Consider the following 23,285-nt stretch of genomic DNA (forward strand, 5'->3'; position numbering starts at 1 on the left):
TTATTATTTATTTTACAGCTTTTAGCATCCTATCGTTACCAAAAAGATCTTTTCTAAGTTCAACTTCATGAAAGCTGTTCATTTTTATAAGCTGTACCATTTCCGTCCCTAAATACTGGTTAATTTCAAAGTACAATTTCCCACCTTTTTTTAAGTTTTGTGTAGCCAATTGTGTTATTTTTTTATAAAATATAAGTGGGTTTTCGTTGTCTACAAACAAGGCCGATTCCGGTTCGTGCCTTAAAACATTGTTCTTTATTTCTTTTTTTTCAAGGAGACGGACATATGGTGGGTTGGAGACAATAACATCAAACTTAATTTCCTCTTTAAACAACTCCGAGAGGCTTTCTGTATGCAATATGTCTTTTTCCCTGAACTTAATTTCCACCTCATTGTTTAAAGCATTTTTTTGGGCGGTTTTAATAGCTTCCCCCGAAATATCTACCGAAAATACTTTAGCCTTCGGAAGGTGTTTTGCCAAAGTTATGGGGATGCAGCCCGAACCAGTACCAATATCAAGTATATGCCTGCTTTTTTCTTTTGATGTTTCTTTAATGATCCAATCGACCAATTCTTCGGTTTCGGGCCTTGGGATTAAAGTATGTTTATTTACTTCGAACTCCAATCCGTAGAAATAGGCTTTCCCTAAAATATATTGTATGGGCTTTTCTTCCTTTAGCTCTTTTAAGGCCAATAAAAATTGATTTTTCACTCTACCTTCCAAATAATCATCACTGTTTTGAGTAATTTGATATGGCTTATATCCCAAAAACGATTCGCACAACCAATTAAAAAAGGTTTGGATCTCTTCTACCGGATAGATTTCCTTCAGCTCATTTTTAAACTGCTCTTTTATAGCTTTTAACTGTATATTTTTGGTTTCTTGCATTTTTCCTCGTTTCAGGTTTTTTTCGTTGTTACGCTGTTATGATGCTATGTTGTTGGTTGTTGAGGGTTGAGAGGCCAGAGTTCAGAGTTTCAACAATTAACAGTTAACCATTAACAAATAACTTTTTCCTTATCACTTTTCCCTTATCACTATTATTCAGGCTTTTTTCCTTGTTACGATGTTATGTTGCTATGTTGTTGAGGGTTGAGAAATGCAAAGGTGCAAAGTTTCAGGTTTCAGGTTTCAAATATCGCTAACATAAAACATTTAACCATTAACAATTAACTACCCCCCTAATCACTTTTCACTCTTCACTTTTCCCATATAACAAATAACGGTTAACTCTTAACCCTACACTATAAACTTCAAATAACAATCAATAATTCGTGCTACAAATCTTTCAGCATCCAAACCGGACATGAATAATGACCTGTATTTCCCATAGGTGCATCGATATAATAAAACCCGGCTTTTTTATATAATTTTTGTGCATCTGTCATATACGGCATCGTTTCGATATAGCATTTTGAAAAACCAAATTCACGGGCGGCACTTAAGCACGTTTCCATCATTTTCATCCCGTACCCTTTCCCCCTTACGGTGCTTAAAAAATACATTTTCTGCAATTCGCAAACGGTTACCCCCTCGTTGGGCAAATGTGCTATCCCGGCCCCACCAACAATTTCGTTTTGATCCTCGATTACAAAATAAACAGCCCTCTCTTTGTTGTATGTGGCAAATAGATCGTCCAGGGCCTTATCTTCATATGCGGTACCAACTTTAGGCGCTCCCATTTCTACAATAACTTCCCTTACTATTGCAGCCATGCGTAAATTATCGGTTGGTTGAATTTTTCTTATGTTCATAAGATTTTTACAATGATTTAATAACCTGAGTTCGGTTATTCTGACTTTGTCAAAACGCTTTTAGATAGTGAGATGCAAGGCTTAATTTTTTTAATAAAGCATCTGCTTCCTAACGTTAGTTTTTCATGAGATAGCGAGCTATCCCTTAGAAAACCTGCCTTGTAACCAAATACTTTTATTAATTTTGACTTTGTAATAATAATCGAACTCAGGTTAATAGTATTTTTGCTTCTATAAATATCGGGATGAAGATACATGAATTCTACATAAAAAGAGCCATTCAACTGGCCAAAAATGGACTTGGAAACACGTATCCAAATCCTATTGTTGGCTGTGTTATCGTTGCTGACGATAGAATTATAGGTGAAGGTTTTACCAGCCCAGCGGGGCAAAATCATGCCGAGGTAAATGCCGTGCAATCGGTTAAGGACCAAACGCTATTAAAAAAAGCCACCTTGTATGTTACTTTAGAGCCGTGCTCTCACTACGGAAAAACGCCTCCTTGTGCCGATTTAATTATAAAGCACAGAATTCCAAATGTTGTTATAGGTACTTTGGACACCCATGAAAAAGTATGCGGGCGGGGCGTAAAAAAATTAATGGAAGCCGGTTGCAAAGTAACCGTTGGCGTTTTGGAAGAAGCCTGCAAGGAGGTCAATCGGCGTTTTTTTACCTTTCAGGAACAAAAACGGCCGTATGTTATTTTAAAATGGGCACAAAGCGAAAATGGATATGTGAGTCCGCTTCAAGATACACAAAACAGGGCTCCCATATGGATTACCAATGAAATTTCCCGGCAGCTTGTGCATAAATGGAGAACAGAAGAAAACGCTATTTTAGTGGGCACGAACACTATTTTAAAAGACAATCCAAGATTAAATTCTAGGGACTGGAAAGGGAATTCGCCCATTAGAATTGTAATTGATAGGAGTTTGAAAATCCCGAAAGCTTCTTTTGTTTTAGATGAAAGCATTCCGACGATTTGCATTACCGACAAAAAAAACAAAAAAAAGCCACAAGGCAACTTACTTTTTGAAGCTATTGATTTTAACCTCCCCATTGCAGGACAAATAGCCGGAATATTGTACAACAACAACCTGCAAAGCGTTATTGTTGAAGGCGGAAGCAAAACCCTACAAACTTTTATAGATGAAGGTATTTGGGACGAAGCAAGGGTTTTTGAAGGAAAAACAATAATTGAAGAAGGCACGAAAGCTCCTTTACTGAACAAATACAATACTGTGGAAAAGCATCAGTTTATGGAAGATGTTTTAAAAATTTATCAGAAATGATCAAGAATATAATATTCGACTTTGGAGATATCTTTATCGATTTGGAGAAAGCGACTTCCTTGAACTTAATTCTTGAAAAATATCCTGATTTTAAACTTTCCAAAGAAATCATTCAACTAAATAATCAATACGAAATGGGGCTTTTATCTACAGATGCGTTTATAGCAGCCTACCAAAAATTTCTTCCGAAGGAAAACAAAACGGGATTAAAAAATATATGGAATTCCATAATCCTACATATCCCGGAACATAGAATGGAGTTTATCGAGACCTTGGCCAACGAGAACAAATTTCGCCTGTTCCTGCTTAGCAACACCAATGACCTGCACATAGAACAAGTAATAAAAAATATAACCCCTGCCAATTACGAGCGCTTAAAAAACTGTTTTGAAAAATTTTATTTATCGCACGAAATAAACTTAAGGAAACCAAATAAAGATATCTTTGAATTTGTTTTAGAGCAAAACAAATTAATTGCCCAAGAAACCCTTTTTATAGACGATACCGCAGAAAATATAGAAACTGCCAAAAAAATTGGGCTGCATACATGGCACTTAATTCCAGGGAAAGAAGATATTGCATCCTTATTTAAAAAAGACTTCCCTTTTTCTTAAAAATAGTGTTGGTAACTTACCTTGGCAATTATTAACAATTACTAAGTTTGTAAAAACAAAAAGGAGCATTATTTTGAAAGATACTTATAAAACTATTGCCAAAAAAGCGCCCGAAGTTTTGTTCAAGGACAAGGGAAGCAAATTTTTTGGTTATGCTTTTCCTGTTTCTACCGAAGACGATATAAAATTATACCTGGAAGAAATTAAAACAAGCCACAACAGTGCCCGCCATCATTGCTATGCATGGCAACTTGGTACCGGTGACGGGCAAGTACAATACCGTGCCAACGACGATGGAGAACCGTCCAACACAGCTGGAATGCCAATTTATGGGCAAATACAATCGTTTAACGTTACCAATGTCCTTATTGTTGTGGTACGCTATTTTGGCGGAGTGAAACTAGGTGTTGGCGGACTTATAAACGCATATAAAACAACCGCCCAAATGTGTTTGGAAGCATCTTCTATTATAGAAAAAACGATTGATAACCGGTATTTAATAGCATTTCAATATAAAGACATGAATAATGTTATGAGGGTCATAAAGGAAAAAAACTTACAAATAGAAAGTCAAAAAATGGATTTATCATGCAAAATAACCGTTAGCATTAGAAAAAGTGAAGCCAAGCAAGCAATAAAGGCATTCGAGTCTTTTTATGAAGTAAATATAACAGAAGTATAAAATTTTTCACAATTTGTTAAGAATATAATCAGGACATCTCATTGGTCGAAAGGTTTTAGCATTTATGAATGCCAAAACGGTATTCCCTTCGGCTATTATTTTGTTACTTTCATCGAAAATTGTATAGTCAAATTCAATCTTAACAGAAGGTGTGTTTTTAAGCCTTGCCTCCACCGTTAAAACATCGTCGTACCGTGCAGATTTCCTATAATTAAGCTGCAAGGAAACAACCGGAAGCATAACCCCATTTTCTTCCATCCACCTGTACGAAACGCCCAGTTCCCTTAACCACTCTACACGTGCCATTTCCAGATATTGCGCGTAATTCCCGTGATAGACCACCCCCATCTTGTCAGTCTCACTATATCTAACTCTTATGTTAATTTTATTTGTTTTTTCCATATAAAAATGTATTTTACGTATGTTAAGAAAGTATGAACAGAAAGTTAACAAGCATGCGAAAAAAAAAGCATAAATTCAACCCCCTTTCATTTTTTTTTTCAGTTTTTTGTTCACATATTTGTTAAACCTTTTACGATAGTTGATTTCTAAAATTCTATTCGCTATCAAACCTGACTAACTATTAAAAAATAATATCAAAGAATGAACGTAACTGCGGAATCCGTATGGGAAAATTGTCTACATTTTATAAAAGACAACATACAACCCCAAGCATATAAAACTTGGTTTGAACCCATAAAGTCTGTAAAGTTAACCGATAATGCTTTGAGTATCCAGGTTCCCAGTAAATTTTTTTATGAATGGTTGGAAGAACACTACGTTAAGCTTTTAAAAGTTGCCTTAACGAGGGAGTTGGGCGAAAACGCCAAATTGGTATATGTAATAAGAATGGAGAATACGTATGGCAACAAACAGCCATTTACAGAAAGTATTCCCAGTTCCAACCGGGCAAATATGCAGCCACAGGAACTCGATGTTCCCGTAAAGCACAAAAACCCCGAATTAAAAAACCCGTTTGTAATTCCGGGAATACGGAACATTAAAATAGAATCTCAACTCAATCCTAATTATAGTTTTGATAATTTCCTGGAAGGCGATTCCAACAGGTTGGCGCGTTCGGCAGGACTGGCCGTTGCCAATAAACCCGGCGGCACCTCTTTTAACCCATTGTTGGTATTTGGTGGTGTTGGTTTGGGGAAAACGCACCTTGCACATGCCATCGGGGTTGAAATAAAAGATAAATACCCAGAAAAGACCGTGCTTTATATATCTGCCGAAAAATTTACACAGCAATATATAGAATCCGTAAAAAAGAATACCCGAAACGATTTTATACATTTCTATCAATTAATAGATGTGCTTATTATAGATGATGTCCAGTTTTTTTCGGGAAAATCCGGGACCCAAGATGTGTTTTTCCACATCTTTAATCACTTGCACCAAAATGGAAAACAGGTTATCTTAACTTCGGATAAAGCTCCGGTAGATATGCAGGACATTGAACAGCGTTTGCTCTCCCGTTTTAAATGGGGGCTCTCGGCCGAATTGCAAAGTCCGGATTTTGAAACACGCATTTCCATCTTAAAAAACCGATTATACCGTGATGGCGTTGAGATGCCGGAAGAAATTATAGAGTGCGTTGCCAGAAACATAAAATCAAACGTTAGGGAACTGGAAGGCGCTATTATTTCTTTAATTGCTCAGTCTTCTTTCAACAAAAAAGAGGTAACCATAGAACTGGCAAACCAAATTGTTGAAAAATTTGTCAAGAATACAAAACGGGAAGTTTCCATTGATTACATCCAAAAGGTAATTTCTGATTATTTTCAAATGGATGTGGAAACACTTCAGTCAAAAACAAGAAAACGCCATATTGTTCAAGCCAGGCAATTGGCCATGTTTTTTGCTAAAAAATACACCAAGGCATCCTTGGCCAGTATCGGTTCGCAAATAGGGAAAAGAGACCATGCCACCGTGCTGCATGCATGTAAAACTGTTGATAACTTGGCAGAAACCGATAAACAATTCAGGAAATATATTGAAGACCTCAGTAAAAAATTTGCCCAGTAATGCAGGTTAGAGTTCTTATGGTATGTTTGGGAAATATTTGTAGGTCGCCACTTGCGGAAGGCATTTTAAAATCTAAAATAAATACCGAAAAAGTTTTTGTTGATTCTGCCGGAACGTCCAATTACCATCTTGGCGCTAGTCCAGATCCTAGGTCAATACAAACCGCTGCCAAATATGGAATTGATATTACAAAGCAAAAGGGAAGGCAGTTTAGCAGTAAAGATTTTGACGATTTTGACCTGATTTTTGCAATGGACAAGAACAACTACAAAAACATTCTACAACAAGCTAGGAACGAAGCCGATAAAAATAAGGTGCGCCTTATTTTAAACAAACTCACTCCCGGTGAAAACATGGACGTCCCCGACCCATATTACGGTGGGGTTTCGGGTTTTGATAATGTTTACAAAATGCTCGACGAAGCCACGGATATTATTGTAAAAGAGATTTCAGTTTTATAGTTTCTTTGTATCTTCGGTTGTTATAAATCATTTTCCCAAATGAACACAACAAACAGCAACAAAGGTAAACTCTATTTAATCCCAACCACTTTGGGCGATGTAGAACCGTTGGAAGTATTACCACTTTCCATAAAACGGGTTATCGAAAACGTCGATTTTTATATTGTTGAAAACGAAAAGACCGCTAGAAGATTTATAAAAAGGATTAGCCCTAAAAAATCTCAACCCTCCCTCAAAATTCAAGTCCTAAACAAATATACCAAACCAGAGGAAATCCCTACTTTTATAACGCCATGCCTTAATGGTTACGATGTGGGAATTATCTCTGAGGCAGGATGCCCCGGCGTTGCCGATCCCGGTGCCGATGTTGCCGCCATAGCCCATAAAAAAAATATTCAGGTGGTTCCCTTGGTTGGCCCCTCCTCTATCCTTTTGGCCTTAATGGCCAGTGGCATGAACGGGCAAAGTTTTGCCTTTACTGGATACCTTCCCATTGACAAGTCTGAAAAGAAAAGGACCATCAAAAAACTAGAAAAAACTTCCAAAGACTTCAACCAGTCACAAATTTTCATGGAAACTCCTTATCGAAACGATAAACTTTTGGCAGATTTAATAACAACATTATCTCCAAATACCTTGTTGTGTGTTGCCAGCGATATTACCTTGGGTACCGAGTATATTAAAACCCAATCTGTAGCACAATGGAAAGGATCCTCGGTGGAACTTCATAAAAAACCCACCATTTTTATAATCCATGCAAAGTAAGTAAAATACATAAAAGAATCGTTGCCATAAACCAAAAATGAAAGCATAAATCCCGCCCAAAAGCGGGGTTCGTTCGACTCACGAATTGCAATGCGCCTTCGGCTTTTGAAATTCGGGTCTCACGAAAAAAAAAGGCCTCAAAACATTGTTTTGAGGCCTTTATAAAGATCTTTTGTACCTATTATATCTTAGCAGCTTTATTAGCTTCTACATGCGATACGTCGTACCCTGAGAATTTGCGCATATAATATCGTATAGATGCGCCGTTAGCGTCAGCAAATCCACTTGCTCCATGGGTTCGTAAATATCTTTTTACATTTCCAGGTCCAGCAAGGTGTGCTGCTGCCAAAATTCCCGATTCTGTAACTTTTACACCGTTGAATGTTCTACCAACATACCACTCTATATCGCGTCTTAAAACCCATTTGTTTCTTTCAAGATTGGCTATAAATGCTCTTTCCTGCAATTCTGGATCATTAAGAAAGTCTGATTTAGAATGAACGCCTATTGTTCTCAATGTAGAGGCACCAAATTGGTATTTTCCCATATACCCCAAAGAGTTTACCGTAAAGTAATCTCCTCTGGACTCTTTAAAAGCCAATGCTTCTTTAAACCCGTTAAACGACTTCCCTAAAAATGGAGGCTGCATTGGGGTTTCTTCTACATCACTGCTTTCTAAAGATACCGTATACGCCAAAGGCTCAGTTACTCTATTAATGTTATGAACGTTTTTTTTGGCTTTTTTTAATGAAGAAAAACCTAAACTCCCTGCAATTACTAAAATTAAAACAGCTACTAAAACATTAAATTTTAATATTTGTTTTTTTCTCATGCTTTTTTATTTCTTTAAGCCTTACATTTTACATAATTTACTCTCATGTATAACCGCTTAAAATTGAGCATGCAAATATACATAAAAATTAATAATCAGAAAACCAATAAGTTAAAGTAATCTTAAAGTTAAATTTTACCGCTTTATAGCCTGAGAATTAAGCCATTTTACATACGCTTGTTTGTTTACATTATGCTGGGAAAGGGTTTTGGCAAATTTATGATACCCAAAATTATTGACATCCGCCACAAAATACAGGTAGTCATTTTTTTCATAATTTAACACAGCATCAATTGCCGAAATATCCGGCATTGCTATCGGGCCTGGCGGCAATCCTGCATATTTATAGGTATTGTAAGGAGAATCTAATTCCAGGTCTTTATACAATACTCTTTTTATCACTTTATCATAATCGTTGGCTTCTTTTCGCAAAGCGAAAATAACGGTGGGGTCTGCCTGTAAAGGGATATTCCTGTTCAATCTGTTCATATAAACTCCCGCCACACGTGGGCGCTCGTCTACCATTGCCGTTTCTTTATGGACTATGGAGGCAAGGGTTACTACTTCTATTGGTGATAAACCTATGGCTTTTGCCCTGTTCAGACGCGTTTGGTTCCAAAAACGGTTGTATTCTTTTAGCATGCGGTCCCTAAAAGTTTCAGCAGAAGTGTTCCAGAAAAACTCATAACTGTTCGGTACGTACATGGCTATGGCAGTTTCGTTATTAAACGGACTGTGATCCATAAAATTAACATCCGTAAAACTATTCAATAAAGAAATACTGTCGGCCTCAATTTGCAAAGCTATTCTTCCGGCAAGCTTTGCCAATGTTTCCTGATTGTTAAAAGAAAGTGTTACAGGTAAATTTTTACTGCGGAGGGAATTAATAATCTCGTTATTGTTCATCCCTTTTCTAATAGCATATTTCCCAGCTTTTATGTTGCTTACATAACCTTTGCGTTCGGCTACCTTACTAAAAGTCTCCATATTGTCGAGCAAAGGCGTAAGCTGATCTTTTACATTAACAAAGCTACCGTCTGATTTTATATAAACAAAGGCTTCTTCATTTTGAAAAGCTGTATTTGGTGAAAAAACGGCATTGTACACATAATACACAAAAATAAAGCCCAGAATCCCCCCTATTAGCGCTATGGCCACTAAAATTTTTCTTATATACATTATTTATTGATCTTTTGATATAGAATTTCGTTTTGAAATTTTCCTGAAGTATAATTCCAGTCTTTTTTAATCCCGACCCTTTCAAATCCTAAATTTGAAAACAATTGAATGCTCGGTTTGTTTTGTTCGGATATATTTGCGAAAAGCTGATGCAAATCTAAATGTTTAAAGGCATATGCTATTAATAATGAAAGGGCTTCCCTTCCAATCCCCTTGTTCCTGTTTCCTTCTTCTAAAATTATTATTCCCACTCCCGCCCTTTTGTTTTTCGGGTTAAAATCATACAGGTCGATAAAGCCCAAAAGTGTTTCGGCATAATTGGAAATAGCCAACCGTAACTGCTTCACCTCAAAAATATCCTTATGGCTGTTGGCTAGGTATTCTTTTAATATGTATTTGGAATATGGTGCCAAGGTTTCACTAACCTCCCAAACCGTCTCGTCGTTTTCAAGCTTGTACAGAAAATCCAAATCCTCTGGTTCCAGAGCACGTAAATAAATGGTATTTCCAGACAGTGTTATCATTATATGGTGATTGTACCGGAGAATACTTGTGTAGCAGGCCCTACCAAATGTATGTTTTTATACCCGCTCCCATTCTCCTCAAATGAAACTTTTAATTCCCCTCCCGGGGTTTTTAAGGTTACGCTTGAACTTTCTGTTTTCTTTGTTTTGTGCATAGCAATTGCTACTGCCGTAACACCGGTCCCGCATGAAAGCGTTTCGTCTTCAACGCCACGTTCATAGGTGCGCACAGCAAAAACACTGGAATCTTTTTGCTCTACAAAATTAATATTGCTTCCGGTGCTCCCATATTTGCCGTAACGCAATTTTGCACCATCACTTTTTATGTCCATTTCGGTAAGGTTCCCCACCAATTGGACATGGTGCGGCGAGCCCGTATTTAAAAAAGTATAATTATCAAACAAATCAATGGTTTTTACATCTTGCATGGCTAGGCTAACTATACCATTATTAATGGTTGCATGGTGCATGCCATCTACGGCCATGAAAGCACAACTCCCGTTTACGACTTCTAGAAAGTTGGCAAATGCCACCAAGCACCTTCCCCCATTTCCGCACATGGAACTTTCGTTTCCATCGGCATTGTAATATACCATTTTAAAATCGGCTTCATTACAATTTTCCAAAAGTATAAGTCCGTCTGCACCGACACCAAATTTTCTGTCGCATAAAAAATTTATCAATTTGGTATCGTTTTTTGGAAACACTAGCTCACGGTTGTCAATCATAACAAAATCGTTTCCGGTGCCTTGGTATTTATAAAAGTCTAGTTTCATTTTTTAATTGTTATGGATAATGATTTTAAAGGTTTTGTTAAAAACGCCGCCATGGATTTTTTTTATAAACAATTGCAATTCAACTAAAAAAATTCCCGCAATAATTCATCAATCCCTTAAATAGGATAGAAATAGCGTATTTTACCTCTTTTCATCAATTTACAAATATACAATATTGCATATGGATATTTCATTGTTAAAGTGCGTTAAAGTTGAAAAAAACACTGAATTATAAAGTAATTTTATGTGTTAATTAAAATAAATATAGTAGATAAAGCCATGAAAAAATTTTTGAGTCTATTACTAGTATCCATGCTGGGTGGCGCTCTTACATTAGGTATATACAAATTAGCTTTTGAAAAAGAGATTCCCCTTTTGGAAAATCAACCAGCCCAATCAAAATTCGTTACCGCAAGTTATAATCCAGCCTCCACGGCTGCCGATGATGTAGATTTTACAACCGCTGCCGATAAAACCGTGCATGCAGTGGTTCACGTAAAAAACATGACCATCAGCAGGGGGCCATCGAGCATTATGGACTACTTTTATGGTTCGGGAGGGCAACCAAGGGCACAGATCGGTACAGGATCGGGGGTAATTATATCCCCCGATGGATATATTGTTACCAATAACCATGTTATTGCCAATGCTACCGAATTGCAGGTTACCCTTAATAACAACAGGACGTACCGTGCCGAACTGGTTGGTACCGACCCCGAAACCGACATTGCGCTAATTAAAATTGATGCAGACGAAGACCTTCCTTATCTTGCCTTTGGAGATTCCGACAATTCTAAAATTGGAGAATGGGTATTGGCCGTGGGAAATCCATTTAACCTTACCTCTACCGTAACCGCAGGTATTATTAGTGCCAAAGCAAGGGATTTGAACGAAATGGACGGCAAGTTCCAGTCTTTTATTCAAACCGATGCCGCCGTAAATCCCGGGAACAGTGGTGGTGCCTTAGTAAATACCAACGGCGACCTTATTGGCATTAATACAGCCATAACCTCACAAACGGGATCTTATATAGGCTATTCTTTTGCTGTTCCCAGCAATATTGCAAAAAAAGTGGTCGATGATATCATGGAGTTTGGAAACGTACAAATGGGCACCCTTGGCATTAAAGGACAGGATTTAGGAGTTTTAAGTAACAGTGAAGAAGATTACAATGAATCGCAGGGGATTTTAATTGCCGAAGTATTTAAAAAATCCGGTGCGGACAAAGCTGGGCTAAAACCGGGCGATATTATTAAAAAAGTAGACCACATTCAAATAAACAAATTCTCCGACCTTACCGGATATTTAAGAAGCAAACGCCCCAACGATAACGTACAATTAACCATTTTACGAGACAACAATACCATGGAGCTGCCCGTTACCTTGCTAGATAATAGCTCTTATGTGTACACCATTGATGAAATTGGGATTTCGGTACAGGAACAGACAAAAACCGACAAAGATCGTTTTGATGGACAAAATGGCGTTGTTATATACGGTTCGAATGAATACAATAGAAGGTTGGGATTGGACGGAAAACTCTTGATTGGTATTAACGACGATAAAATTAAAAATGTAGACGATGTAAAAAAAGCTGTTGCCAAAGCAAAATCATACGGAATGATGAGCATTGTATACATTAACGAATATGGGGAACGCGAACGTTTGGTTTTTCGTGAGTAAATTAAAATTACAACAACATTTAATTTTTTAAAAATTTATGAAAAAAGAGCTTCTTGTACAGGGCTCTTTTTTTTATGAAATTTCCTTTACGAAAACGTTTGAAATATATACTTTTGCAAAAAAATTAAAACACTACAAACTAAAATACCATATGGCAATTAAAAATGACACCTACGAAAAAGAACTGGCTTTTCAAGCAGACCGTAGACGGGCAACTATTGAATTTATAAAAATTGTAAGCGACCTTTGGTACGACAATGCCATTGAGCTCGTTCTTTTTAGAAATCAGTTGATTGATAAAAGCGTGAGCGAGATTATGAACCTGCATAAGTATGCCGGGGAATTTGTTCAAAAACCCATTTCCATCTTCGATTCGGTAGATATTGCCCAAGCAATAAAAAACATGAACCTTCCTTCTTCCAAAATAGACATCGGGAAGCTCACCTATGAATACCATTTGGAAGACACCAATCACTCTGATGCGGTTTCTTTTGTGATTAATAAGTTAAAAGATGCCCACAAAACCAAGGAGATAGAACCAAAAGATGTAATTCTGTATGGTTTTGGAAGAATTGGTAGGCTCTTGGCCAGAGAACTTATGGCAAAAACGGGCATAGGCTCCCAACTACGGTTAAGGGCAATTGTTACCCGTGGCGAAATTACCGAAGAAATATTACAAAAAAGAGCTTCGCTACTCGAAAATGACTCCATTCACGGCTTCTTCCCGGGAACCGTAACCATAGATATTGCCAAAAAAGCACTTGTAATCAACGGTACTACGGTATACTTAATAAACGCTTCAGCCCCTGAAAAAATAGATTATACCGTTTATGGAATAAAAAAGGCATTGGTTATAGACAATACGGGTGCCTACAGAGATGATAAATCCCTGGCCAAGCATTTAAAATCCAAAGGTGTAGAAAAGGTCCTGCTTACCGCCCCCGGTAAAAACGTGCCCAATATTGTTTACGGCGTCAACCATGCCGAATACAGCCCTAATAAATACGATATTTTTTCGGCCGCTTCATGTACAACCAATGCCATTACGCCCATTTTAAAAGTTGTTGAAGATGCACTAGGGATTGTAAAAGGACATTTAGAAACCATACATGCCTATACCAACGACCAAAATTTGGTAGACAATATGCACAGTAAATACAGAAGAGGCCGGGCAGCCGCACTTAATATGGTAATAACTGAAACAGGTGCCGGTAAAGCCGTTGCAAAAGCGCTGCCCAGTTTGGATGGTAAATTAACATCAAATGCAATTAGGGTACCGGTTCCAAATGGCTCTTTGGTGGTTTTAAACCTGGAAGTGGAAAAGCCTACTTCAAAAAATGCCATCAACTCAACCTTAAAAAAATATGCCCTGGAAGGAGATCTGGTGGAACAGATTAAATATTCTCTTAACAATGAGTTGGTTTCTTCGGATATCATTGGAACTTCCGCTCCAGCGATATACGACAGCAATGCCACCATTGTATCTTCCGACGGAAAAAATATTGTACTTTACATTTGGTACGATAATGAATATGGGTATAGCCACCAAGTAATCAGGTTGGCAAAATATATAGCCAAAGTAAGAAGGTTTACATACTATTAAACCCGACCCGAGTTTGATTGTTCCATTCATTGATAAATAAAAAGAGAGCCTTACATTTTTAACATAGAATAAAAACAAGGCTCCTTTTATATTACGTATTTATTAGCTAATTTTAGTATCTTATTACTATACGTATTAAGTATGAAGCTAATAATACCAACCTTTGTTTCGAAAACCTTTATATCTGTTGGCTTTATATTCTTAATGGGCAATTTTTTATGTGCCCAGGAAAACGACAGTATTTACGATCACGATATAACCAAGCAGGCATGGTTTACCTTCCAGCCGGGATGGCAAATTAGTGAACGGGTTAAATTAAATACCGAAATAGGCTACCGTACCGTAAGCCCAAAAAGCTGGAACCGTTTTAATACCAAAGCCGAACTAAGTTATGCCCTGGACGAGTTTAATTTGAGAAAGTTTATTTTCGACCAGCGTTTGGTTAGCGGGGTTGGCTATTATTACATTCATAATTTTAATGATATCGACGCTTTCGAGCTACGTATTTACCAAGGCTATAAAATTGGGTTTAACCTAACCAACAGAATAGATTTTTTACATTATTTTAGGCTGGAAGAACGTTTTACCAACCCTTTTAGGGATGATGGCTCGTCTTTTGGTTTAAGGTTGCGCTATAAAATTACGGGGAACATTAACCTTGAAGGGCTTTTCGTTTCTAAAGGGCGTGGTTTTTATATCCCGATAGATGTTGAATTTTTCTTTAATATAAAAAGCTCCAAACAAATTAACGACATTATACGCTTGTCCCCGGGAGTTGGATATGTTGTGGACCCTACCTTTAAAATCCAGTTCAATATATCGTACCATTATACCAAACAGGAATTTGAAGAACTCGTAAGGACAAACGATATCATTTTTAGGTTAAGGGTATACAAAACCTTTAAATTGAAAAAAGACAAAAAACCCGGAACTTTATAAAATCCTTGAAGATTTTTTTATTATTAAAAACAATATCTTAATATTGTGCTCGTTAGCAGTAAAAACGTAACTTTGCAACCCCAAATTAACATTTTAACGAATGAAGATGACGAGAAAGACACTTTTAACAGCAATCACATTATTTCTATTTTCAATCTTTTCGGTTAACGCGCAGCAACAATCAGAAGAGGAAGAACTGTCTTTAACAAAGGGAAGTATCAACAACCAGTTTGAATACATTTTCCAAAAGGCCAACAATTATCAAGACTATAAGGTAGTCAAGAAAAATTGGCTTTATCTGTTGAAGAAAAACACCCTCGACTCTGTTGCAAGGCTCGAAAAAGAGTTGGCTGCCTCCAAGCAGTTAACAGGCACCCAGGAAGGCAAAATTGGAAGCCTAAACAAAGAACTGGCATCTACAAACCAACAATTAACCACGGTAACCGAAGAAAAAGATAGCATTTCTTTTTTCGGTGCTTTAATAAACAAGCCTGCGTACAAAGGCATTATGTGGGGAATTGTAGCAATTTTAGCGCTCATTCTCGGGTTGTTTATTTACAAGTTTAAGAATGCCAATGTGGTTACCCAACAGGCAAGAAAAGCACTGGCCGAACTCGAAGACGAGTACGAAGAGCACCGACGAAAAGCCCTTGAAAGGGAACAAAAAGCAAGAAGGCAGCTTCAGGACGAAATTAACAAACAAAAATTGGCAAAATCTAAATAAGGTTTTGGATTTTAAGATTTTATTAGACTCCCCTTTCGGGGAGTTTTTTTATCTTAATACTTTCTCAAATAAAAATACATGTCCAAAAGAAAAAAGTTATCTTATATAGTCTTAACCGTTGTAATAATATTGATAATCTTTAGGCTATTGCTGCCCGGCATAGTTAAACGCTATGTAAACAATACACTTCAGGATATTCCGGGGTATTGGGGGCATGTGGAAGACATCGATATTAATTTATACCGCGGCGCCTATGTAATCCACCAGTTAAAACTGGATAAAATAGACGGCGAAAGCAATATTCCTTTTCTGGATTTTGAAAAATCGGATATTTCCATTCAATGGAAATCTTTATTCAATGGAAAAATAGTAAGCAAAATTAATTTATATAGGCCCAAGGTAACCTATATTTTCGAGGAGCAGGTCAAAGACTCGGTAGAGCCTACCAATGAAGATTGGAGCGAAGCTTTAACCGATCTGGTCCCGATAGACATTAACAAACTCACCATTGAACAAGGAAAAGTGGGCTTCCTTCAGTTTAACAAAAGTCCGGACGTAGACCTTTACATCGACCAAATATCCCTTACAGCCACAAACTTGCGGAATGTGGTAGACAAAGAGCAAGAACTTCCATCTTCTGTAAAGGCAACGGCGATAAGCATTGGGCAAGGTAAAATTAATTTGGATGGCAAAATGGACCTCGTCCAGCAAATTCCCGATATAGACTTTGATTTTTCGCTTGAAAAAGCCAATGTTACGGCATTGAATTCCTTTACACTGGCCTATGCCGGGTTCGACTTTGAAAAAGGGAATTTCGACCTTTTTAGTGAAGTTGTAATTAACGACGGATATTTAAAAGGCTATTTTAAACCCATCTTAACCGACACAAAAATCGTAGATGCCTTTGGCAAAGAAGGCAGCAACATTTTCAAAAAGGCATGGGAAGGCTTTGTCGGTTTCTTTAAATTCATCTTTAAAAACCAAAAACAGGACACTCTGGCAACGAAAATACCAGTTGAGGGCGACCTAAACGATGTAGGTTCAAACATTTTTACTACTATTGTAGGCATTTTTAAAAATGCTTTTATCAAAGCCTATAAAGGCGAAGTAGACGAATCTATAGAATTTAATGATTTAGAAAAAGAAAAAGAAAAATAGCACTTTCACTCAACACATAACCATGAGAATAGATATTATTACCGTACTCCCCGAATTGCTTAAAAGTCCGTTTGAAGCCTCAATTTTAAAAAGGGCCATAGAAAAAGGGCATGTAGAAATCCATTTTCATAATTTAAGAAACTATGCTACCAATAATTACAAGACAATAGACGATTACCAATTTGGCGGTGGTGCGGGAATGGTCATGATGATAGAGCCGATAGACAAGTGCATTTCAGAACTTAAGGCAGAGAGAACATATGATGATATTATATATATGACTCCCGATGGACAAACACTTAACCAAAAAATAGCCAATGAACTTTCCCTTAAAGGAAATTTAATTGTATTGTGCGGGCATTACAAAGGGGTCGACCAACGCGTTAGGGACTTATTTGTAACCAAGGAGATTTCTATTGGGGATTATGTGCTTTCTGGTGGAGAACTTGGTGCTGCCGTGTTGTGCGATGCAATTATTAGGCTACTTCCCGGTGTTTTAAACGATGAAACCTCGGCGCTGACCGATTCCTTTCAGGATAATTTACTGGCGCCCCCGGTTTATACAAGGCCAGCCGATTACAAAGGGCATACCGTTCCGGAGATTTTATTAAGCGGAAATTTCCCTAAAATAGAACAATGGCGGGAAGAAGAAGCCTACAAACGTACCAAAGAAAGAAGACCGGACCTTTTGGATGAATAAAAATAAAAGTGCTTTTGTATGGTTATTGGGTATTACGCTGTTATGATGCTATGTTGTTGAGAGTTGATAGATTCTAGGTTCTAGTCACTTCGACGCTAGGAGAAGTCGCATACTATTTATAAGTTAATGAGGAAAAGGGTTTTCTAGTTGATTGTTGAGAGTTGATAGTCTAGAGGTGCAAAGCTCTACAATTAACCATTTACAATTTCCCTAGCCCCTGTTTCCTATTGAGGTTTATACTCATATTTTATTCCTATTTTTAGGTATTCATAAAAATCAACCTCATGAAACTAAAGTTCACCTTCTTTTTATTTTTGATTATCGTGCCTATGCTGCATGCACAAGTTAAAATTCCTGCTTATTATCAGCAAGAAAAAAGCTTTACGGACGCCCTTGAAAAAATTATAACAAATGCCGGACTGGACGGCAGTTATGATGCTGGCGAGGATGGAATGGAGAAAATATCATTTGCCGTAATAGACCTTAACGGGAAACAACCTGTAATTGGCGGTGTTAATATGGACAATTTTATTTATCCGGCATCTGTTTACAAAATGTATGTTGCCATGGAAATCCTGAAACAAGTAAGCAATAAAGATTATTCGCTGTACGGAACCTATGTAATAAAGTCACCAAACGACGTAGACACAGCAAAAGAAATATTCAACGACCCCCGCCCTTTGCTCAAAAATGGAGATACCGTTACCGTTAAATACCTGTTGGACTTAATGATTACCCGAAGCGATAATTCGGCTGCCAATTGTTTAATCGACCTTGCCAACCGAAAACACATAAACAAAACCATGCATGCCTACAATTGGCACGGGAGCGAGGTTACCCGTAAATTTTTAGGCAGGCAATTTGAAGACCCCGGGTACGATACCATTAGGGGAACAGAAACCTCTGCCCTGCATGCAGCAGACTTTATGTACAAAATAAACACCGACCAACTTGTTAACCCATGGGTTAGCATGCAATTAAAAGTACTACTCGGCGGGCAATTGGATAAAAGTAAACTTGCCGCGGGATTGCCGGACAATGCCATGTATTACCACAAAACGGGCTGGTGGAGCATTTATACAAACGATGTTGGCATTGTAGACGATGGGAAAATTAAATATATCATTGCACTTTTTACACCGATACAAGAAGAAGAAGTGGCCTTGAAAATGAAAAAAGTTTCTGACGAAGTTTATAAGTTAATCAGCAAAAGAGCAGCTAATTAATGAAGCTTTCTAGATTAGCTCGATTTTTAGATAATCGAGTTAAACTTTGAACATTATGCAAAAACAAATGATATGCCCAAGTTGAAATTAAAAACAGATCCAAAAGTAGAAAAGGTTTTTGCCCATTATCCCGACTTTGTTAGATCTAAAATGCAGTATTTAAGAGAATTGATAATAGAAACGGCAGAAGAAATGGATGACGTAATCGTTTTGGAAGAAACCTTGAAATGGGAAGAGCCAAGTTTTGTTACCAAAGACGATAGTACATTACGAATAGATTGGAAAAATAAAACACCCGACCAGTATGCTATGTATTTTCAATGCACGAGTAGATTAGTAGATACGTTCAGGTTTGTTTTTGACAAAAAATTCCAATTTGAAGGGAAGCGGGCAATAGTTTTTCAACTAAATCAGAAAATCCCTAGAATGGAATTAAAGGAATGTATAAAAGCTTCTTTAAGGTATCATAAAGTGAAAAAACAAATAACATTGGGAATATAAAAAGCTTATTGCAAGCATTGTTTTACCTATTAAATAGTTTGTTAGGTTTTAGGTTCATTGTTATGCTATAGTACTACGTTGTTATGTTGTTACGTAGCTATGTCATTATTCGCATTAATTGAACTGTTAAGAGTCTAGAGTTTCAAAGGTTCAAAGTTCATCTAACAACAATCAACGAGCAAAGTTCCGGTCACTTCGACGAAGGAGAAGTCGCATAAAGTAATGAGAAAAGGAAGTTTTCAAGTTCAGAGTTTAAGGTTATTATACTGTTACGATGCTATGTTGTTGAGAATCCAGAGGTGCAAAGTTGCAAAGGTTCATAAGTTCAACAATTAACCATTAACAAATAACTAATTCCCTTTTTCTTTTCACCAACAATTACAACCGCCCAATTAACACTTATAATATGCTCAGTATCCGGCTGCATAAACCATTTATAGAGAATAGCTATAAAAAATTAATCATAAAAGATTGTTTTTTAAGGAATAATAATTAATTTTGCATCCAATTTCAGATTAACCTCTGACGATAATCGTGAACGTTAGTTTGAATCAACTTTTATAAACATAGCACGATGGAAGCTTTAGTAAAATTTGTACAAGACGAATTTATAGAAAAAAAGGATTTTCCTCAATTTTCAGCAGGGGATACCATTACGGTTTACTACGAAATTAAAGAAGGCGAAAAAACACGTACACAGTTCTTTAGGGGCGTAGTTATACAAAGAAGGGGCGCTGGCGCTTCAGAAACCTTTACCATTAGAAAAATGTCTGGTACCGTAGGCGTAGAAAGAATTTTCCCTGTCAACATGCCGGCACTTCAAAAAATAGAGATCAATAAAAGAGGTAAAGTACGTAGAGCACGTATCTTCTACTTTAGAGGTCTTACCGGTAAAAAAGCTAGAATTAAAGAGGTTAGATCATAACCCTATTCAAAATAGAATTTCAAAGTCACGCCAAAAGCGTGACTTTTTTTATTAACAATTGTTAATAACCCCTGTTTGTATCTTGTTGATTAATAAAAAGTTAAAAAATTGCAACCTATTCGCTTTTTGTGCTATATTTACAATAATGTTTTAAGGAATATTATATGTTCTTAAAAATAGTTGTTTTTAAAGTGTCTCAAGGATAAAGGTCTTACGACCTCACTACCGACAGAAAGTTTGAATTTAGCACGTAAAAATGCTAAATCAGTGCCGAAAAAGTTGAAACAAAGGTTTTAAGCTTAAGTAGGATGAGAAAACAACAATGAAGCATCTGGGTTAGGTCTTGATTACATTGTTGAGAAAACTTGAAGATGTTTCAATAGAAATAGGAATATTATAAATTATGGAAAATTCAAAATGAATCTACATAATCACATAAGAAACTATTTCTAAGAAAGCCATGTCAAAACATACATTGTATTGACATGGCTTTTGTTTTATCACTAATTTTATCTAATTGGTTAGCTTTCTATTGCATAAAAAATGTTTTAAATTGTATATTTGCCAAGTTTAATTTAAAATTAGTTCTTCAAATAAATGTCACAAACACCAAAAATTCTTTATACCAAAACAGACGAAGCGCCAGCATTAGCTACTTATTCATGGCTTTCGATTGTTAAAGCATTTACTGCAACATCAAATATCGATATAGAAACAAAAGATATATCACTTGCCGCTAGGATTTTGGCTATTTTTTCTGATATGCTTTCAGAAAACCAAAAAGTTCCCGACGATTTGTTGGAATTAGGGGAAATTGCAAAAACCCCGGAAGCCAATATTATTAAACTTCCCAATATCAGTGCCTCTATCCCGCAACTTGAAGACGCCATTGAAGAGTTACAGACAAAAGGGTTTAATATTCCTAATTACCCGCACGAACCTAAAAACGACAAAGAAAAAGAGATTAAAGCTCGGTTCGACAGTGTAAAGGGAAGCGCCGTAAATCCGGTGTTAAGAGAAGGTAATTCTGACAGGAGAGCGCCAAAAGCGGTTAAAAATTACGCCAAGAAAAACCCGCACAGCATGGGTGCATGGACCTCAAGTTCCAAATCGCATGTAGCGACCATGGAAAGTGGCGATTTTCGTTCCAACGAAAAATCGTTGACCATACCTAATGCGCAAAGCATAAAGATTCAGTTTGTAGATAACAACAACAATAAAAGCATTCTTAAAGAACAAATAAAGTTGTTGGACGGCGAAATTATAGATGCTACCGTAATGAGCAGGAAAGCATTGGTAGATTTTCTGGAAGAACAAGTAAAAGATGCCAAGGAAAAAGATGTATTGTTTTCGGTCCATTTAAAGGCTACCATGATGAAGGTTTCAGACCCTATTATCTTTGGGCACACCGTAAAGGTATTTTTTAAGGAGCTATTTGAAAAGCATGGTGCCCTTCTGAAAAAAATAAATGTTGAAGAGAACAACGGTTTGGGAGACCTTCTTGAAAAAATAGAAACTTTACCCGATACCGAGAAAAAAGAAGTAAAAGCTACCATTAACAAAATATTAGCCGAACAACCAGATTTGGCAATGGTAAATTCTGATAAGGGGATTACCAACTTACATGTTCCAAGCGACATTATTATTGATGCCTCGATGCCTGCCATGATTCGCAACTCCGGTCAGATGTGGAATGCTCAAGGCAAAAGCCAGGACACCAAAGCCATTATTCCGGACAGCAGCTATTCCAGTATTTACCAGGCAACAATAGATTTTTGCAAAGAACACGGAGCTTTTGACCCCACTACCATGGGTACCGTTCCCAATGTAGGCTTAATGGCTCAAAAAGCAGAAGAGTACGGATCGCACGATAAAACATTTGAAATTGCAAGAGATGGTGTTGTTCAAGTGCTGGATGCAAACGGAAATGTTATTATTGAACACCAAGTAGAAGAAGGTGATATCTGGAGAATGTGCCAGGTAAAGGATCTCCCTGTTCAGGATTGGGTAAAACTTGCTGTAAACAGGGCAAGGGAAACAAACACCCCTGCCGTTTTTTGGCTGGACAAAAACAGGGCCCATGATGCGGAACTGATAAAAAAAGTAAATCTTTATTTAAAAGACCATGATACTTCAGGTTTGGACATTAGAATCATGTCGCCTGAAGAAGCAACCTATTTTACGTTGGATAGGATTAAAGATGGAAAAGACACCATTTCGGTTACGGGTAACGTGTTAAGGGATTACCTAACAGACCTCTTCCCTATCCTAGAAGTAGGAACCAGTGCAAAAATGCTTTCCATCGTGCCTTTAATGAACGGTGGCGGTCTTTTTGAGACCGGTGCCGGCGGCTCTGCCCCAAAACATGTTCAACAGTTTTTGGAAGAAGGCCATTTACGTTGGGATTCTTTAGGAGAATTTTTGGCACTGGCTGTTTCCTTAGAACATTATGGAAACGTAAACAACAACAACAAGGCCATTGTGCTTGCCAACACGCTTGATGATGCTACTGGAAAATTCTTGGAAAACGATAGATCGCCCTCAAGGATTGTAGGTGAACTCGACACAAGGGGAAGCCATTTTTATCTGGGCTTATACTGGGCGCAGGCATTGGCCACCCAAAAGGAAGATAAAGACCTTAAAAATGTTTTTTCTCCAATAGCAAAAGAACTTACGGAAAAAGAAACCGCTATTGTTGAAGAACTTAACAATGCACAGGGAAAACCTGTAGACATTGGTGGTTATTACCTTCCTAATATTGAAAAAATAAGAAAGGCAATGCGCCCAAGTGCTATATTTAATGGCATATTGGATAAAATTTAATAACATAGCATCTTAATATTGTACATATAAGGCCTTCTTTTTGAGGGCCTTTTCTTTTTAACCTGAACTCGATTATTCTAACTTTTTCAAAA

Annotated in this window: 23 protein-coding genes; 16 read left to right on the forward strand and 7 right to left on the reverse strand. The window is 37.1% G+C overall.

Annotated features, from left to right (window positions below):
* Positions 1 to 7: 7 nt before the first annotated feature.
* Together prmC and PSF86_RS08155 are read right to left on the reverse strand one after the other, a co-directional pair.
* Complete coding sequence (prmC, locus tag PSF86_RS08150) at positions 8 to 889, reverse strand: peptide chain release factor N(5)-glutamine methyltransferase (protein ID WP_277899564.1); 882 nt, start codon at positions 887 to 889, stop codon at positions 8 to 10.
* A 389-nt stretch (positions 890 to 1,278) separates the two neighbouring features.
* Positions 1,279 to 1,755 carry a GNAT family N-acetyltransferase gene (locus PSF86_RS08155; RefSeq protein ID WP_277899565.1) on the reverse strand — a complete coding sequence of 159 codons (477 nt, stop codon included), beginning with the start codon at positions 1,753 to 1,755 and terminating at the stop codon, positions 1,279 to 1,281.
* Between the two features lie 245 nt (positions 1,756 to 2,000).
* Between PSF86_RS08155 and ribD the strand changes: the two genes are divergently transcribed.
* The 3 genes from ribD to PSF86_RS08170 all read left to right on the forward strand — a co-directional run bounded on the left by ribD (position 2,001) and on the right by PSF86_RS08170 (position 4,343).
* Positions 2,001 to 3,047 carry a bifunctional diaminohydroxyphosphoribosylaminopyrimidine deaminase/5-amino-6-(5-phosphoribosylamino)uracil reductase RibD gene (ribD, locus tag PSF86_RS08160; RefSeq protein ID WP_277899566.1) on the forward strand — a complete coding sequence of 349 codons (1,047 nt, stop codon included), beginning with the start codon at positions 2,001 to 2,003 and terminating at the stop codon, positions 3,045 to 3,047.
* A complete protein-coding gene (locus PSF86_RS08165) occupies positions 3,044 to 3,661 on the forward strand; it encodes an HAD-IA family hydrolase (RefSeq protein WP_277899567.1) in 618 nt (205 codons plus the stop codon). The genes ribD and PSF86_RS08165 overlap by 4 nt, the downstream gene beginning before the upstream one ends.
* A 73-nt stretch (positions 3,662 to 3,734) precedes the next feature.
* A complete protein-coding gene (locus PSF86_RS08170) occupies positions 3,735 to 4,343 on the forward strand; it encodes an IMPACT family protein (RefSeq protein ID WP_277899568.1) in 609 nt (202 codons plus the stop codon).
* Between the two features lie 6 nt (positions 4,344 to 4,349).
* Here PSF86_RS08170 and PSF86_RS08175 read toward each other — a convergent pair whose 3' ends face one another.
* On the reverse strand, positions 4,350 to 4,745 hold the full coding sequence (locus PSF86_RS08175) for an acyl-CoA thioesterase (RefSeq protein ID WP_277899569.1): 396 nt from the start codon (positions 4,743 to 4,745) through the stop codon (positions 4,350 to 4,352).
* Between the two features lie 201 nt (positions 4,746 to 4,946).
* On the opposite strand from PSF86_RS08175, the gene dnaA reads away from it, so the two are divergent.
* The 3 genes from dnaA to PSF86_RS08190 are packed head-to-tail and all read left to right on the forward strand — an operon-like array spanning position 4,947 to position 7,600.
* The gene (gene dnaA, locus PSF86_RS08180; protein ID WP_277899570.1) at positions 4,947 to 6,374 is read left to right on the forward strand and encodes a chromosomal replication initiator protein DnaA; all 1,428 of its coding nucleotides are present in this window, start codon (positions 4,947 to 4,949) and stop codon (positions 6,372 to 6,374) included.
* Positions 6,374 to 6,835, forward strand: a complete 462-nt coding sequence (locus tag PSF86_RS08185; RefSeq protein WP_277899571.1) for a low molecular weight protein-tyrosine-phosphatase — start codon at positions 6,374 to 6,376, stop codon at positions 6,833 to 6,835. The genes dnaA and PSF86_RS08185 overlap by 1 nt, the downstream gene beginning before the upstream one ends.
* A 39-nt stretch (positions 6,836 to 6,874) precedes the next feature.
* Positions 6,875 to 7,600 (forward strand): SAM-dependent methyltransferase, encoded by a 726-nt coding sequence (locus tag PSF86_RS08190; RefSeq protein ID WP_277899572.1) that lies wholly within the window; start codon positions 6,875 to 6,877, stop codon positions 7,598 to 7,600.
* A gap of 181 nt (positions 7,601 to 7,781) precedes the next feature.
* Here the strand turns inward: PSF86_RS08190 and PSF86_RS08195 are convergent, their stop codons facing one another.
* The 4 genes from PSF86_RS08195 to dapF form a co-directional block, all read right to left on the reverse strand.
* On the reverse strand, positions 7,782 to 8,432 hold the full coding sequence (locus tag PSF86_RS08195) for a lysozyme family protein (RefSeq protein WP_277899573.1): 651 nt from the start codon (positions 8,430 to 8,432) through the stop codon (positions 7,782 to 7,784).
* Positions 8,433 to 8,567: 135 nt separating this feature from the next.
* Positions 8,568 to 9,611 carry an endolytic transglycosylase MltG gene (gene mltG / locus PSF86_RS08200; RefSeq protein ID WP_277899574.1) on the reverse strand — a complete coding sequence of 348 codons (1,044 nt, stop codon included), beginning with the start codon at positions 9,609 to 9,611 and terminating at the stop codon, positions 8,568 to 8,570.
* Positions 9,611 to 10,135 (reverse strand): GNAT family N-acetyltransferase, encoded by a 525-nt coding sequence (locus tag PSF86_RS08205; protein WP_277899575.1) that lies wholly within the window; start codon positions 10,133 to 10,135, stop codon positions 9,611 to 9,613. The genes mltG and PSF86_RS08205 overlap by 1 nt, the downstream gene beginning before the upstream one ends.
* A complete protein-coding gene (dapF, locus tag PSF86_RS08210; protein ID WP_277899576.1) occupies positions 10,135 to 10,911 on the reverse strand; it encodes a diaminopimelate epimerase in 777 nt (258 codons plus the stop codon). The genes PSF86_RS08205 and dapF overlap by 1 nt, the downstream gene beginning before the upstream one ends.
* A 279-nt stretch (positions 10,912 to 11,190) precedes the next feature.
* Here dapF and PSF86_RS08215 point away from each other — a divergent pair, with 279 nt between their 5' ends.
* From PSF86_RS08215 to PSF86_RS08260, 10 genes are all read left to right on the forward strand, one after another.
* Positions 11,191 to 12,594 carry a trypsin-like peptidase domain-containing protein gene (locus PSF86_RS08215; RefSeq protein WP_277899577.1) on the forward strand — a complete coding sequence of 468 codons (1,404 nt, stop codon included), beginning with the start codon at positions 11,191 to 11,193 and terminating at the stop codon, positions 12,592 to 12,594.
* A gap of 151 nt (positions 12,595 to 12,745) precedes the next feature.
* Positions 12,746 to 14,197 (forward strand): glyceraldehyde-3-phosphate dehydrogenase, encoded by a 1,452-nt coding sequence (locus PSF86_RS08220; RefSeq protein WP_277899578.1) that lies wholly within the window; start codon positions 12,746 to 12,748, stop codon positions 14,195 to 14,197.
* A gap of 141 nt (positions 14,198 to 14,338) precedes the next feature.
* Complete coding sequence (locus tag PSF86_RS08225) at positions 14,339 to 15,136, forward strand: DUF2490 domain-containing protein (RefSeq protein WP_277899579.1); 798 nt, start codon at positions 14,339 to 14,341, stop codon at positions 15,134 to 15,136.
* A 100-nt stretch (positions 15,137 to 15,236) separates the two neighbouring features.
* The gene (locus PSF86_RS08230; protein WP_277899580.1) at positions 15,237 to 15,860 is read left to right on the forward strand and encodes a coiled-coil domain-containing protein; all 624 of its coding nucleotides are present in this window, start codon (positions 15,237 to 15,239) and stop codon (positions 15,858 to 15,860) included.
* A 78-nt stretch (positions 15,861 to 15,938) separates the two neighbouring features.
* Positions 15,939 to 17,018 carry a DUF748 domain-containing protein gene (locus tag PSF86_RS08235; RefSeq protein WP_277899581.1) on the forward strand — a complete coding sequence of 360 codons (1,080 nt, stop codon included), beginning with the start codon at positions 15,939 to 15,941 and terminating at the stop codon, positions 17,016 to 17,018.
* A gap of 22 nt (positions 17,019 to 17,040) precedes the next feature.
* The gene (gene trmD / locus PSF86_RS08240; protein WP_277899582.1) at positions 17,041 to 17,718 is read left to right on the forward strand and encodes a tRNA (guanosine(37)-N1)-methyltransferase TrmD; all 678 of its coding nucleotides are present in this window, start codon (positions 17,041 to 17,043) and stop codon (positions 17,716 to 17,718) included.
* Positions 17,719 to 18,002: 284 nt separating this feature from the next.
* Complete coding sequence (locus tag PSF86_RS08245) at positions 18,003 to 18,944, forward strand: serine hydrolase (RefSeq protein WP_277899583.1); 942 nt, start codon at positions 18,003 to 18,005, stop codon at positions 18,942 to 18,944.
* 72 nt (positions 18,945 to 19,016) lie between these two features.
* Complete coding sequence (locus PSF86_RS08250) at positions 19,017 to 19,445, forward strand: DUF1801 domain-containing protein (RefSeq protein ID WP_277899584.1); 429 nt, start codon at positions 19,017 to 19,019, stop codon at positions 19,443 to 19,445.
* A gap of 574 nt (positions 19,446 to 20,019) precedes the next feature.
* The gene (rplS, locus tag PSF86_RS08255; RefSeq protein WP_277899585.1) at positions 20,020 to 20,370 is read left to right on the forward strand and encodes a 50S ribosomal protein L19; all 351 of its coding nucleotides are present in this window, start codon (positions 20,020 to 20,022) and stop codon (positions 20,368 to 20,370) included.
* Positions 20,371 to 20,967: 597 nt separating this feature from the next.
* A complete protein-coding gene (locus tag PSF86_RS08260) occupies positions 20,968 to 23,193 on the forward strand; it encodes an NADP-dependent isocitrate dehydrogenase (RefSeq protein WP_277899586.1) in 2,226 nt (741 codons plus the stop codon).
* The last annotated feature ends 92 nt before the right edge of the window (positions 23,194 to 23,285 follow it).

Origin of the sequence: Galbibacter pacificus (assembly GCF_029603165.1) — a bacterium.
Taxonomy (GTDB): Bacteria; Bacteroidota; Bacteroidia; order Flavobacteriales; family Flavobacteriaceae; genus Galbibacter; species Galbibacter pacificus.